This window comes from Micromonospora sp. bgisy143 (assembly GCF_057708145.1).
This window is the reverse complement of the sequence record NZ_JBYIRN010000021.1, coordinates 19,473-33,430: the sequence shown is the minus strand read 5'-3', so window position 1 is coordinate 33,430 and position 13,958 is coordinate 19,473. Positions and strand designations below refer to the sequence as shown.

The 13,958-nt window shown below is 71.7% G+C and carries 12 protein-coding genes; 6 read left to right on the top strand and 6 right to left on the bottom strand.

What is annotated here, in order from left to right; genetic code table 11:
* Positions 1 to 7 precede the first annotated feature (7 nt).
* The 4 genes from AC3EN4_RS22630 to AC3EN4_RS22615 form a co-directional block, all read right to left on the bottom strand.
* Positions 8 to 964: a carbohydrate ABC transporter permease gene (locus AC3EN4_RS22630; protein ID WP_422737737.1), complete on the bottom strand. Its 957-nt coding sequence runs from the start codon at positions 962 to 964 to the stop codon at positions 8 to 10.
* 82 nt (positions 965 to 1,046) lie between these two features.
* Entirely contained in the window at positions 1,047 to 2,426 is a 1,380-nt protein-coding gene (locus AC3EN4_RS22625) for an ABC transporter substrate-binding protein (protein WP_435207705.1), read from the bottom strand.
* A gap of 291 nt (positions 2,427 to 2,717) precedes the next feature.
* Entirely contained in the window at positions 2,718 to 3,722 is a 1,005-nt protein-coding gene (locus AC3EN4_RS22620) for a LacI family DNA-binding transcriptional regulator (protein ID WP_422737735.1), read from the bottom strand.
* Positions 3,723 to 3,823: 101 nt separating this feature from the next.
* Positions 3,824 to 5,299, bottom strand: a complete 1,476-nt coding sequence (locus AC3EN4_RS22615) for a dihydrolipoyl dehydrogenase family protein (protein WP_435207704.1) — start codon at positions 5,297 to 5,299, stop codon at positions 3,824 to 3,826.
* A gap of 90 nt (positions 5,300 to 5,389) precedes the next feature.
* Between AC3EN4_RS22615 and AC3EN4_RS22610 the strand changes: the two genes are divergently transcribed.
* On the top strand, positions 5,390 to 6,466 hold the full coding sequence (locus AC3EN4_RS22610; protein ID WP_435207703.1) for a serine hydrolase domain-containing protein: 1,077 nt from the start codon (positions 5,390 to 5,392) through the stop codon (positions 6,464 to 6,466).
* Between the two features lies 1 nt (position 6,467).
* Here AC3EN4_RS22610 and AC3EN4_RS22605 read toward each other — a convergent pair whose 3' ends face one another.
* Together AC3EN4_RS22605 and AC3EN4_RS22600 are read right to left on the bottom strand one after the other, a co-directional pair.
* Positions 6,468 to 7,793, bottom strand: a complete 1,326-nt coding sequence (locus AC3EN4_RS22605) for a cryptochrome/photolyase family protein (RefSeq protein ID WP_435207702.1) — start codon at positions 7,791 to 7,793, stop codon at positions 6,468 to 6,470.
* On the bottom strand, positions 7,790 to 8,713 hold the full coding sequence (locus tag AC3EN4_RS22600; protein ID WP_435207701.1) for a phytoene/squalene synthase family protein: 924 nt from the start codon (positions 8,711 to 8,713) through the stop codon (positions 7,790 to 7,792). Before AC3EN4_RS22600 ends, AC3EN4_RS22605 begins: the two co-directional genes overlap by 4 nt.
* Positions 8,714 to 8,777: 64 nt before the next feature.
* On the opposite strand from AC3EN4_RS22600, the gene AC3EN4_RS22595 reads away from it, so the two are divergent.
* From AC3EN4_RS22595 to AC3EN4_RS22575, 5 genes are all read left to right on the top strand, one after another.
* A complete protein-coding gene (locus tag AC3EN4_RS22595; RefSeq protein WP_435207700.1) occupies positions 8,778 to 9,920 on the top strand; it encodes a polyprenyl synthetase family protein in 1,143 nt (380 codons plus the stop codon).
* Positions 9,921 to 9,948: 28 nt separating this feature from the next.
* Complete coding sequence (gene crtI, locus AC3EN4_RS22590; protein ID WP_435207699.1) at positions 9,949 to 11,430, top strand: phytoene desaturase family protein; 1,482 nt, start codon at positions 9,949 to 9,951, stop codon at positions 11,428 to 11,430.
* A complete protein-coding gene (gene idi / locus AC3EN4_RS22585) occupies positions 11,427 to 12,047 on the top strand; it encodes an isopentenyl-diphosphate Delta-isomerase (protein WP_435207698.1) in 621 nt (206 codons plus the stop codon). Before crtI ends, idi begins: the two co-directional genes overlap by 4 nt.
* On the top strand, positions 12,037 to 12,981 hold the full coding sequence (locus AC3EN4_RS22580) for a MerR family transcriptional regulator (protein ID WP_435207697.1): 945 nt from the start codon (positions 12,037 to 12,039) through the stop codon (positions 12,979 to 12,981). Before idi ends, AC3EN4_RS22580 begins: the two co-directional genes overlap by 11 nt.
* Positions 12,982 to 13,057: 76 nt before the next feature.
* Positions 13,058 to 13,864, top strand: coding sequence for a polysaccharide deacetylase family protein (locus tag AC3EN4_RS22575; protein ID WP_435207696.1), 807 nt, complete (start codon positions 13,058 to 13,060; stop codon positions 13,862 to 13,864).
* The last annotated feature ends 94 nt before the right edge of the window (positions 13,865 to 13,958 follow it).

Sequence of the window (13,958 nt, the reverse complement as noted above, 5' to 3'; positions counted from 1 at the left end):
CGCCGTCCTAGTCCTGTTTCGCAGTCAGCCGCACGTACACGGCGGAGAAGCCGGCCAGCACGACGAGCATCAGCACGCCCAGTGCGGCCGCGCCGTTGAGGTCGTTCTGGAAGAACCCGTGCTGGTAGATGAGGTACGCCACGGTGGTCGCGGAATCCTCCGCGCCCGCGCCGTTGGCGAGGATCAGTGGCTCGATGAAGAGCTGCATGGTGGCGACGATCTGGATCATCGCGAGGAGCGCGAGGATGAGCCGGGTCTGCGGGATCGTCACATGCCGGATCCGCTTGAGGATCCCGGCGCCGTCGAGTTCGGCGGCCTCGTACAGCTCGCCGGGGATGTTCTGCAACGACGCCAGGTAGATCAGCACGGCGCCACCCATGTTCATCCAGGTGGAGGCGATCACCATGGCCGGCATCGTCATCTCGGGCGACTGCATCCACTGCGACGTCGGCAGGTGCAGCGCCTTGAGGATCGCGTTGAACAGGCCCGCCTCGCTCGGGTCGTACGCGTAGAACTTGAACAGGTACAGGGCCGAGGCCGGCGGGAGCATCACCGGCAGGTAGACCAGGATCCGCAGGTACCCCTTGGCGTGCCGGAACTCGTTGAGCAGGATCGCCACGAAGAACGGCACCGCGTACCCGAGCACGAGCGCGAGCAGCGTGAAGTAGAAGGTGTTCTTCCACGCGGGCCAGAAGCTGGGATCGGCGAGAAGACGGGTGTAGTTGTCCCAGCCCACCCAGGTCGTCTCGCCGCGCCTGGTCCGCTGGAAGCTCATCACGACGCCACGGACCATCGGGTACCAGGAGAAGACCACGAAGCAGAGCACGGCGCCGATCAGGAAGGCGTGCCCGGTGAGGTTGTCCCGTACCTTGCGGCCGAGGCTCGTACGCTTCGGCCCTGCCGCGTACGACGGCATCGGGCGGCCCGGTCTCCCGGGGGCCTGGGGGGCGGCGGTGATCGCCACGGCACTCTCCTGCGAAGGTCGGTGAGGCGGACGGTGCGGCGCGGGGTGTGGGGGCCGGCGTGCCGACCCCCACACCCGTGGCTCAGCTCTGTGCGGCCAGGAGCTGGTTGACCTTGTCTTCGGCCGTCTTGAGCAACGCGTCGATGTTCGCGTTCGGGTTCGTCAGCACCCCGGACATCGCGGCGTCGAGCACCGCGTAGATCGCCTGTGCGTTCCGCGGCTCACCCTTGATCGGCACCGGGGTCGCCTCGAAGAGGGCGAAGTTGGCGGTGTCGACGTTCGCGTTCGCCTTGCGCAGGTCGAGTTCCTGCTTCTGCGCGTCGCTGCCGTTGGCGAACAGCAGCGGCTGGGGCAGACCCACCGGGTAGTTCTGCGGCTTGGAGCGGACGTAGTCGAACTGGCCCTTGCCCGGGGTCAGCTTCTGGTACGCGATCCACTTCAGACCGGCCTTGACCTGCTCCGGGGAGAGGCCCTTCTTGAAGAAGTAGCCCTCGCCGCCGCCGAGCGTGCCCTTCGCCGGGCCGTCCTGGCCGGGCAGCGGGGCCATCGCCCAGTCCTGGAACTTGCCCTGGAACTGGCTGACGATGGCCTGGGTGGCGTCGGGTGCGCCGATGAACATGCCCACCTTGCCCGCGCCGGCGTTGGTCAGCAGGTCACCCCACTGGAGCAACTGGCGGGCGCCCATGCTGTTGTCGCCGTACCGCATGTCCTTCAGGTTCTGCAGGACCTGCTTGCCCTGGGCGTTGTTGAAGTCGGCCTTCTTGCCGTCGGCGGTGAGCACCTGGCCGCCCTGCGAGTAGAGCAGCGAGGTGAAGTGCCAGCCGCCGGTGTTGCCGGCGCTGTACTCCGAGTAGCCCGCGATGCCGTTGCCGAGGGCGGAGATCTTCTTGGCGGCGGCGCGGACGTCCGCCCACGTCTTCGGCGGGTTGTTCACGTCCAGGCCGGCCTGCTGGAACAGCACCTTGTTGTAGATCAGGCCCATCGAGTAGTTCTTCACCGGTACGGCGTAGAGCTTGCCGCCGTCGGTGAAGACCTCCTTGAGCGCCGGGTCAACGCTGTCCCAGGTGGGGATGGTGTCCTTGTTGGCGTACTCGGTGATGTCCATCGCCTGGCCGGAGTCGAGCACCTGCTGGACGTCGGTCATGTAGCCGTAGAACACGTCGGTCACGGTGCCACCGGCCAGCCGGGCGGTGAAGTCCGGCGGGTTGTTGCACTGCTCGCCGACGCTCACGCTCTTGACGACGATGTCCGGGTTCTCCTTCTGGAACGCGGCGACGTCGTCGTTCCAGTTCTGCAACAGCTCTTTCTGGGCACCGACCGGCTGGCAGTCGACGGTGATGGTGATCTTGCCGCCGGCGGTCGCGTCCTTGTCGTCACTCTTCGTGGAGCAGGCGGTGAGGCTCAGCCCCAGGCCGGCCACGAGCGCCAGGGTGGCAGCCCTTCGGTATTGCGGTACGGACATCTGTCCATCCCTTCGGGAACGGGTGTCTCCGTGAGGTGCGCTGATGCGGTGATACGACCTGACGCCCTGTAGCTGCGCCGGAGCCAGGTGTGAGTGGAGTCACTGTAACGAGCACGACTCATTTCAGCAAGGTGTCGACGATGTTTTGAAAGGACACGACATCCTGACGGCAGAGGGCGACAGGATGCGGGATTGCACCCGTTATGGGGCTACTTGGGCACCAAAAAGGCCGCCGACCGCGAGTGCGGTCGGCGGCCTTCGAGAAGGTCGGTCAGTAGGCCGTGAGCAGGGTCAGCGAGCGGGCGCGGGCGCGGTGGAGCCGCGGACCACCAGTTCCGGCTCGAAGAGCAGCTCGTCCTGGAGCACGCCGACCCCCTCGATCTGGGTCACCAACAGGTCCACCGCGGCCTGGCCCATCGTCTCGATCGGCTGCCGGACCGTGGTCAACGGCGGATCGGTGCAGGTCATGAACGCCGAGTCGTCGAAGCCCACCACCGAGATGTCCGTCGGCACCGCGCGGCCCAGCCGTCGGGCGGCCCGGATCGTGCCCAGCGCCAGCACGTCGCTGGCGCAGATGATGCCGGTCACGCCGCGCTCGACGAGCTTCGTCGCGGCGACCCGCGCGCCCTCCATCGAGAAGCTGGACCGCTCGACGCACTCCCGCTCGGCGGCGCCCCAGTCCGCGGCCTGGACCATCGCGTCCAGCTTGCGGCGGGACGGCACGTGCCCCTCCGGGCCGAGCACCATCCCGATCCGCTCGTGGCCGAGCGAGCGCAGATGCCCGTACGCCTGCTCCACCGCCACCGCGTCGTCGGTCGAGACCCGGGGGAAGCCCAACTCGTCCACGCCGGCGTTGACCAGCACCACCGGAAGACCTCGGTCGGTCAGCCGCCGGTAGTGGTCGTGCTTGGCGTCGGCGAGCGCGTACGAGCCCCCGGCGAAGATCACGCCGGACACCTGGTGGTCGAGGAGCATCTCGACGTAGTCCATCTCGGACACGCCACCGATGGTGCGGGCGCAGAGCGCCGGGGTGTAGCCACGCTGGGCCAGGGTGCCGGTGACCACCTCGGCGAGCGCCGGGAAGATCGGGTTCTGCAACTCGGGCAGCACCAGCCCGACCAGCCGGGCACGCTCGCCGCGCAGCTTGGTCGGCCGCTCGTAACCGAGCACGTCGAGCGCGGTGAGCACCGCCGTCCGGGTCGCCTCGGAGACACCGTCCCGACCGTTGAGCACCCGGCTGACGGTGGCCTCGCTGACGCCCGCCTTCTTGGCAACTTCAGTCAACCGCTTGGTCACGGCCGCAATCGTACGTCACGGAAATGAAAGAAATGAACCGGAAAACGGTCGGGTTTTGCTATGCAACTGTCGTAGCTTGCCAGGATTCCGCCGGTTCGTCGTCAGGACAGGTTGCGCAACGCGTCCTCGATCGCCCGGTGGAAGGTCGGATACGCGTAGATCATGTGCCGCAGCTGGCTCAGCGGCACGGCCGCGTGCACCGCCACCACGAGCGCCGACAGCACCTCGCCACCGGCCGGGCCGACCGACGTCGCGCCGATCAGCACACCCTGGTCGGCGTCCGCGACGAGCTTGATGAAGCCCTCGTCACCGACCTGGTGGATCCAGCCCCGGGTCGAGCTGCTCAGCTTGGTGAACCCGACCTGCACGTTGATGCCGCGTTCGCGGGCCTGCTGCTCGGTCAGTCCGACCGCCCCGACCTCGGGATCGGTGAAGGTCACCCGGGGCAGCGCCCGGTAGTCGGCGCGCGGGACGGTGCCGGCCGATCCGCTCGATCCGCTCGCGGCCAGCGCGCTGGAAGCGCCCATCGCGCCGCCGACGACGCTGGCGGTCCCGCTGGCGTCCGGGCCGGCCGTCGCCTGCCGGTAGTGGGCGAGCAGGTCGGACACCACGATGGCCGCCTGGTACATGGCGATGTGGGTGAACGCTCCCTCGCCGGTCAGGTCGCCCACCCCCCAGATGTCGTCGGTGACGTGCATCCGGTCGTCCACCGGCAGGAAACGCTGGTTGGCGTCGACACCGACGGTGTCCAGCCCCAACTCCTCCAGGTGCGCCCGGCGGCCGGTCACCACGAGCAGCCGCTCGGCGGTGAACTCCGCTCCGCCCCCGCCGCGCAGCGTGAAACGGTCGCCGTCGTGCTCGACCCGTTCGGCGCGTATTCCGGTGTGGATCTCGACGCCGTCGGCGCGCAGCGCGGCGGCGGCCACCTCGGACGCCTCCGGTTCCTCCACGGCCAGCACCCGGTCCAACGCCTCCACCACGGTGACCCGGACGCCGAAGCGCGCGAAGACCTGCGCCAACTCCAGCCCGATCGCGCCGCCACCGAGCACCAGCAGCGACTCCGGCAGCTCCTCGACCTCGATCGCCTGGTGGTTGGTCCAGTACGGCGTGTCGGCCAGGCCGTCGATCGGCGGCACCGAGGGCCGGGTGCCGGTGCCCAGGACGATGCCGTGCCGGGCCTGGAAGACCTGGTCCCCCACCCGCACCCGGCCTGGGCCGTCGAGCCGGCCGCTGCCCCGGACGAACCGGCCGCCCTTGCCGGTGAACCGCTCGACCGCGACCTTGTCGTCCCAGGTGTCGGTGGCCTCTTCGCGGATCCGCCTCGCCACCGGCGCCCAGTCCGGCCGGACCTGCGCGGTGCCCGCGAGCCCGTCGACCCGACGCGCCTCGGCCAGCGCGTTCGCCGCCCTGATCATCATCTTGCTCGGGATGCAGCCCCAGTACGGGCACTCGCCGCCGACGAGGTCCCGTTCGATGCCGACGACGCTCAGACCGGCGTCGGCGAGTCGCTCGGCCACCTCCTCGCCGCCGACCCCGAGCCCCACCACGACAACGTCAACCAGCTCCGGCTCTGCCACCCCGACAGCATCCCCCAGCGGCCCCGCCCCAGCCACCGGGGTCCGGAAAAGTCGGCGGGCTCACCGTGCCGGAGCGCCTACGGTGATCGGATGCACCCACGCTTCGCCCCCGTCCGGGACTGCTTCCACGACCTGCTGGCCGCCGGCCGGGAGACCGGCGCCGGCCTCACCATCTGGTACGACGGCCAACCGGTGGTCGACCTGGTGGGCGGAATCCGGGTCGGCGACCGGGCGTCCGGGCAACCGTGGCGGCCGGACGCCCTGGTCAACGTCTACTCGGTGGGCAAGCCGGTGGCCGCGCTGTGCCAGCTGCTGCTCGTCGAGCGGGGACGCGTCGACCTGGACTCGCCCGTCGCGCGGTACTGGCCCGAGTTCCGCACCCCGGCCACCGTGCGACACGTCCTGTCGCACACCGCCGGGCTGCCCGCGTTCCCGGTGCCCCGGCCGGCCACCGCGGTCGCGGACTGGGACCTGCTCGCCGGCGACCTGGCCGCCGCCGAGCCCGAATGGCCGCCGGGCACGCTGGCCGGCGAGCACGCCTGGACGTACGGCCACCTGGTGGGCGAGCTGGTCCGCCGGGTCGACGGCCGGAGCGTGGGCCGCTTCCTGGCCGACGAGATCGCCGGCCCGTGGCAGCTCGACCTCGGGTTCGGGCTGGCCGAGGCGGACCAGCGGCGCTGTGCGGACCTGCGCTACGGCGACCCTGAGTGGCCGGTCCGCAAGCTGGGCGACCCCGGCACGCTGCGGGCGAGAGCACTGGGCAACCCGGCCGGTGGGCTGGACCTCACCGTGTTGAACAGCCCGCTGTGGCGGGGTGCCGAGATGCCGGCGGTGAACCTGCACGCCACCCCCGTCGGCCTGGGCCGGCTCTACACCGGTCTGCTGGCCGGCGGCGTCCTGGACGGCGTACGACTGTTCAGCCCCGCCCTCCTCGACGAGGCGACCCGGGTCCAGTACGACGGGCCGGACCTGGTGCTGGACCGCCAGGCCCGATGGACGCTGGGCATGCAGTGGGAGCCGGACGGGAGCTGGGGCATGGGCGGGATCGGCGGCAGCAGCGCGTGGGCCGACCCGGTGCGCGGGTACACGCTCGCGTACGTCACCGCACACCTCGCCGAGCACGACCGGGTCGACGAGGTGGCCGAGGCGCTGCACTCCTGCCTCTGAATCACCGCAACCAGACCGGATCGGTGCCCGGCACGGCGAGCGGCGGCGGGTAGTCCAGCGTGCGGCGCACGTCGTCCGGCAGCTTCCACGGCTGGTGGATGGCCTTGCCCGTGACCTGCGCCAACTCCGGCACCCAGCGGCGTACGTAGTCGCCGGCAGGGTCGTACCGCTCGGCCTGCCGGACCGGGTTGAACCCCCGGTACGGCTTGGTGTCGTTGCCGGTGCCGGCGACCCACTGCCAGTTACCCGAGTTGTTGGCCACGTCGCCGTCCAGGAGCCAGCGGAAGAAGACCCGCACGCCGGCCCGCCAGTCCTGCCCCAGGTGCTTGGTCAGGTAGCCGGCGGTGATCAGCCGGGCCCGGTTGTGCTGCCACCCCTGGGCCCGCATCTGCCGCATCCCGGCGTCCACGATCGGCATGCCCGTCCGGCCCTCGGCCCAGGCCGCGAGGGCGTCGTCGTCGTAGCGCCACTCCTCGGTGGCGCCCCGTCGGTAGGCCGCCGTCGAGATGTCCGGGAAGGCGCCGGTGACCTGGTAGTAGAAGTCGCGCCAGCAGATCTGCCGCACGAACGGTCCGGACCGGTCGCCGGCACGGTTGGCCACCGACAACGGCGACACGCACCCGAAGCGCAGGTACGGGCTGAGTCGGGAGGTGTCGTCGCCGGCCATGTCGTCGTGCTGGTCGTCGTACCGGCTCAGCTCGGGCAGCCAGTCGGTGAGGCGCTGCCGGGCCACGCGTTCACCGCCGACGGCCGCCTCCGGCGACTCCCCCGCCGGCGGCGCCGGCAACCGGCCCACGCTCACCCCGTCGGGCAACACGACCCGGCGGGGCGCGGCCAACTCCTCGCGCCACCGCGCGCCGGCCCACGCCCGGTGGTACGGGCTGAACACCCGGTAGTGGTCGCCACCTCCGCCGGGCCGCAGGGCACCCGGCTCGACGACCGTCAGCCCCGGAAAGAGCCGCAGGTGCAGCCGGTGCCGCTCGCACTCGGCGCGCAGTCGACGCTCCCGGCGACGGGCGTAGTGGCTGACGTCGGCGGAGAGGGCGACGGCGGTGGCACCGACCTTGCCGGCCAGCCGGATCGTCTCGGCCACCGGGTCGCCGCGGCGCACCACCAGGTCGCCGCCGCGCTCACGCAGCGCGTCGCGCAGGTCGACGAGCGCCTGGTGCAGGAACCGGGTGCGGTTGGCGGACAGCCCGGCCAGGGTCGGGTCGAGCACGTACAGCGGCACCACCCGGTCGAACGCCGCGCAGGTGGTGGCCAGCGCCGGGTGGTCGTGCACCCGCAGGTCGCGGGTGAAGAGCACGACCGCGGTGGCCCCGCTCACCGGGCCGCCGGCTGGACCGTCGGGCCCGGGATCGTGACCGGGGTACCCGTCGACGTGAGCAGAGCGCGGGCGGCCACCGCCATCCGTCGACGCTGCGGCACCAGGGCGCGGCGGGTGAAGACGTCGTAGTCCTGCGCGGCCACCTCGTCGAGGATGCCGCCGTAGAGCGCGTACGCCGTGCGCATGCAGGCCTGCGAGGCGGGAGCGAGCATGGTGATGCCCGGCGCGGCGGCGGCGTAGTGCGCCTGGGCCCGGGTCACCTCGTACTCGATCAGCTCGCGCGTGCGGGGCGTGCCCCGCCCCCGGTCGCGGGCCTCGATCAGCTCCTCGCGGGTGACGCCGAACTTCGCCAGGTCCTCGTCGGGGAGGTAGGTGCGGCCCCGGTCGAGGTCCTCGGCGACGTCCCGGATGAAGTTGGTGAGCTGGAAGGCGAAGCCGAGTTGCCGGGCCGGCTCGCGGGCCGCCGCCGGGTCGGAACTGCCCAGGATCGGCAGCATCATGGTGCCGATCACCGCCGCCGAACCCTCCATGTAGTCGAGCAGGTGGTCGTACGTCGGGTACGAGGTGACCGTCAGGTCCATCGCCATGCTCTTGAGAAACGACGCGAAGTCGTCCCGGTCGAGATCGAAGATGGCGATCGTGTGCAGCACGGCCGGCAGCAGCGGGTCGTCAACCGACGCGCCGTGCAATCCGGCCACGAACCTGCTGGCCCAGTCGTCGAGCAGGGCGGCCCGCTGGGCCGGTGGCAGGTCCTCGGTGCTGTCCACGATCTCGTCGGCGTACCTGGTGAATCCGTAGAGAGCGTGCACATGTCGCCGTTTCCACGCGGGGAGCAGCCGGGTGGCGAGATAGTAGGTGCGGCCATGGCGTTTGTGCAGCTCACGGCACCGGTCATAGGCAGCGGTGAGATCGACGTCCACCGGCCCTCCTCAAATATCGACGCACCAATCGACGCAACTCGTACCCTAGGGTACGCTCGCCCACATGGCCAACGACGCAGTTGCGGGCAACGCGGTACGTGTGGCGCCGGTGGAGCCGGGCGAGCGGGACGATCCGGTCCGCGCTGTCCTGGCCGCCTACACCCAGGACCTGATCACGGCGGTCAACGAGACCCTGTCCACCTTCCTCACCGCCGAAGTCGACGCACTCACCGAGATCGACGCAGCCATGGGCGGCTTCGCGTCCGCCGCACGCGCGGCCGTGCTGTCCGGGGGGAAGCGGATCCGGTCCACGTTCGGCTACTGGGGTTGGCGGGGAGCGGTCGGTGGCGACGAACCGCTTCCCGCAGTCCTACCCGCGCTGGCCTCCCTCGAACTGCTGCACACCTTCGCGTTGGTCCACGACGACGTGATGGACGCCTCCACCACCCGTCGCGGTCGGCCCACCGCCCACGTCGCGCTCGCCGCCCAGCACGTCGCCGCCGGCCACCGGGGCGACCCCGACCGGTTCGGTGAGGCCGCCGCCGTGCTCATCGGTGACCTCTGCATGGTCTGGGCCGACAAGCTGCTCGCCCGCGCCACCATCACCCCGGCCCGACTGTTCGAGGTCCGCCGCTGCTACGACCAGATGCGGGTCGAGACGGTCGCCGGGCAGTACCTGGACGTGCTCGGCGAGAACGACCCGGACAGCTGGTCGGTCGACCGGGCGCTGCGGGTGGCCCGCTACAAGACCGCCAGCTACACCGTGCAACGACCACTGCTCTTCGGCGCGTGCCTGGCCGGGGTGACGGCCGACGCCGCGCTGGTCACCGCGTACACCCGCTACGGCCTGGCCGTCGGTGAGGCGTTCCAGCTCCGCGACGACCTGCTCGGCGTCTACGGCGATCCGGCGTCGACCGGCAAGCCGGCCGGCGACGACCTGCGCGTCGGCAAGCCCACCACGCTGCTCATGCTGGCCCGCCAACTCGCCAACCCCGGCCAGCTCCGGGCGCTGGAGCAGATCGACGACGAACCTGTGGAACGGCTCGCCGACGTGGTCGCCGAGACCGGCGCGGTGGCCCGGGTGGAGCGGATGATCGCCGAGCGGGTGGGCGAGGCCCTGGCCGCGCTCGACAGCGCGCCCGTGGACCGGACAGCGCGTACCGCGCTGACCGGGTTGGCCACCGCTGCCACCAGTCGGCGGGCCTGATGATCGAGGATCTCGAGGAGGTGGTCACGTGCGGACGGTGACGGGACGAACGGATCGGGTGGTGGTCGTGGGCGCCGGGCTGGGCGGCCTCGCCTGCGCGCTGCACCTGGCCGGCAGCGGCCGGCAGGTGACGGTGCTGGAGCGCGAGTCGGTCCCCGGCGGACGGGCCGGGCGCCTCGCGGTCGACGGCTACGAGTTCGACACCGGCCCGACCGTGCTCACCATGCCCGACCTCATCGCCGAGGCGCTCGGATCGGTCGGCGAGGAGCTGCGCGACTGGCTCGACCTGACTCCGCTGGACCCGGCGTACCGGGCGTACTACCCGGACGGGTCGACCCTCGACGTACGCACCGACACCACCCGGATGGCGGCCGAGATCTCCCGCGTCTGCGGTCCCCGCGAGGCCGACGGCTACCTGCGCTTCGTCGACTACGCGCGGGAGCTGTGGCGGCTGGAGCGGGCCGACTTCATCGAGCGCAACCTGGACGCGCCGACCGACCTGCTCACCGGCAACCTGCTCAAGCTGCTCACCGGTGGGGCCTTCCGCCGCCTCCAGACCAAGATCAACCAATTCTTCCGGGACCCCCGTACCCAGCGGATCTTCTCCTTCCAGGCGATGTACGCCGGGCTCGCCCCGCACGACGCGCTGGCCATCTACGCGGTCATCGCGTACCTCGACTCGGTGGCCGGGGTCTACTTCCCCCGCGGCGGCATCCACGCGGTCTCCCGGGCGATGGCCGGCGCGGCCGAGAAGCACGGCGTGCAGATCCGGTACGACACCACGGTGACCCGGGTGGAGACCGCGAACGGGCGGGCCACCGGCGTGCTGACCGCCGACGGCGAGCTGGTGCCGGCGGACGTGGTGGTGCTCAACCCGGACCTGCCGGTCGCCTACCGGGACCTGCTCCCCGCCGCGCCCGCGCGCCGCCTCACCTACTCGCCCTCCTGCGTCGTCCTGCACGTCGGCTCGCGGCAGGGCTATGCGAAGATCGCCCACCACAACATCCACTTCGGACGCGCGTGGAAGGGCACCTTCGATGAGGTCATCCGCAGGGGCGACCTGATGACCGATCCGTCGCTGCTGGTCACCAATCCCAGCCGGACCGACCCGTCGGTGGCACCACCGGACCGGCACACCTACTACGTGCTCGCGCCCGTGCCGAACCTCGACCGGGCACCCTTCGAGTGGCGCGGCGACCTGACCCAGCGCTACGGCGACCAGCTCATCGCGACGCTCGAGGAGCGTGGCTACGTCGGGTTCGGCGCCGGGGTGGAGGTGTTGCGGGCGATCACCCCCGCCGAGTGGGCCGACCAGGGGATGGCCGCCGGCACACCGTTCGCCGCCGCGCACACCCTCTTCCAGACCGGACCGTTCCGCCCGTCGAACCTGCACCGCCACCTGTCGAACGTCGTCTTCGTCGGCTCCGGCACGCAGCCCGGCGTGGGCGTACCGATGGTGTTGATTTCTGGCAAACTGGCCGCCGGCCGGATCACGGGAGAGGGACGATGAGCAGCCGCGAGGACCATCTCGTCGAGCTGGTCGACGACGCCGGGCGAGCCCACGGCGACACCACCGTCGCCGCCGCTCACCAACCGCCGGGGCAACTGCACCGGGCGTTCTCGGTGATGCTCGTCGACCCGGACGGCCAGGTGCTGTTGCAGCGACGGGCCGCGGTCAAGACCCGGTTCCCGCTGCGGTGGGCGAACTCCTGCTGCGGCCACCCGCGCCCGGGTGAGTCGCTCACCGAGGCGGCGAACCGACGGCTGCGCGAGGAACTGGGCACCGGTCCGGTCGAGCTGACCGAGGTGGGCGTCTACGTCTACTACGCCGAGGACCCCGCCACCGGCCGGGTCGAGTTCGAGTACGACCATGTGCTGCGCGGCGAGTTCCTACCCGCCGCGCCACTGCGCCCCGACCCGGACGAGGTGGCCGAGGTGCGCTGGACCGACCCGGCCGCCTTGGAGACCGACCTCGACCAGGACCCCCGGTCGTACGCCCCCTGGCTGGGCGGGGTGGTGAACCGGCTGCTGCGCCCCTCGGGGTCCTCGTCGGACGTCCCCGGCTTCACCACGACCCCGCCCGGAGCGCCGGCGGACGACGCGGCGGAGCGGTCGGGTGGCCGATGAGGCGTTGAGCGCGGGCGCCGTCGCGCGCCGGCTGGGGGTCGCGGTCACCACCCTGCGCACCTGGCACCAGCGCTACGGGCTCGGGCCCAGCGAGCACGTGCCCGGCCATCACCGTCGGTACACGCCGGCCGACCTGGCCCGCCTCGAAACCATGCGGCGGTTGACCGCCGAGGGCGTCAGCCCGGCCGAGGCGGCCCGGTGGGCCCGGCAGACGCCGGACCGTACCCTTCTGGACGCCGCCACCCGGGGCCGGATCCGACCGGCGAGCCGCGACGGGGGCGGCGCCATAGGGGTGGGCCGTGCCGGCCCGGCGGCCCGGGGCCTGGCCCGCGCCGCCATGCGCCTGGACGCAGCGGCGATCAACGAGACGATCGCGCACACGATCGCCGCCAGCGGGATCATCACCACCTGGGAGACCCTGCTGCGGCCCGTGCTCGCCGGCATCGGTGAGCGGCACGTCGCCACCTCCGGCCTCATTGAGGTGGAACACCTGGTCTCCCGGTGCGTGTCGGAGGCGTTCGCCGCGGCCAGCCGGGCCAACCCGCCCGCCGGGCCGGCCCGGATCCTGCTCTCCTGCGCCGACGAGGAGCAGCACACCCTCCCCCTGGAAGCACTGGCCGCCGCGCTCGCCGAGGCCGGGGTGGGCTACCGGATGCTGGGCGCCCGGGTGCCGGTGGCCGCCCTCGTCGAGGCGGTCAACCGGACCGGACCGGCCGCCGTGGTGCTCTGGTCGCATACCCGGTCCACCGCCGACCCGGCCCAGCTCAGCGCGCTGCTCGCCGCACCCCGCCGCCCGCTGCTGATCCTCGCCGCCGGCCCGGGCTGGCGGGCCGACGGGTTACCCGCCGGCGTGGTCCGCCCGGTCGACCTGGCCGAAGCGGTCTCGCTGGCGATGGCGGTGCGCGACTCGCTGGACCAGTCGCGGGAGGCCTGACCGACCTGTCGGCTCCCTGGTCGCTTCCACTACCGTCGGAGTGGTCCGCCCACCCCGACCCTCCGGGAGCGAACAGATGCAAGCCCGCGCCGCCCTGGCGTCCGTCCTCGCCGTGGTGCTGGTCTTGTCCGGTTGCGCTCAGCCAGACACTGCCATCCACGTCGCCGGGCCACCGCAGCCCGTCGAGTCGTCCGCCGTACCCACGCCGAAGCCCACCCCTTCGCCGAGCGCCACCCACGCCAAGCCCACCAAGCCGCCGCTGCGACCGCTGCCGGCGAAGCTCCCGGCCGGGCTGCGGCGCAACACCGGCGTACGACCCGTGGCGCTGACCTTCGACGACGGTCCCAGCCCGGCCTGGACACCGAAGGTGCTCAACCAACTGAAGGCGGCCCACGTGACGGCCACCTTCTGCGTGGTGGGCCAGGAAGCCCAGCGACACCCGGAGCTGATCCGACGGATCGTCCGGGAGGGCCACCAACTGTGCAACCACAGTTGGCGACACGACCTCGACCTCGCCCGCCGGCCGGTCGCCGACATCAAGGCCGACCTGGCCCGCACCAACAAGGCCATCCAGACGGCCGCCCCGGGCACACCGGTGCCCTTCTACCGCCAGCCCGGCGGCCGGTGGACGCCGGAAGTCCTCACCGTGGCCAAGGAGCTCGGCATGCGTCCGCTGCACTGGGCCGTCGACCCGCAGGACTGGGACAAGCCGACCGCCGCCACGATCGCCAAGCGGGTCCACAACGCGGCACGTCCCGGCTCCATCGTGCTGCTGCACGACGGGGGCGGAAACCGGGCCGCGACGCTCGCCGCCTGCCCCCACCTGATCGCCGACCTGAAGCACCGCTTCGGCATCGCCCGACTCCGAGTGGATGGGCCCTGACCTGCGGTTATGCGCTCCACGACGGCCCCGGCCATACCGGTTTTGTCGACCGGCCAGGCATCACGTATGCTTTCCAAGCCTCCGGCGGGGCCGG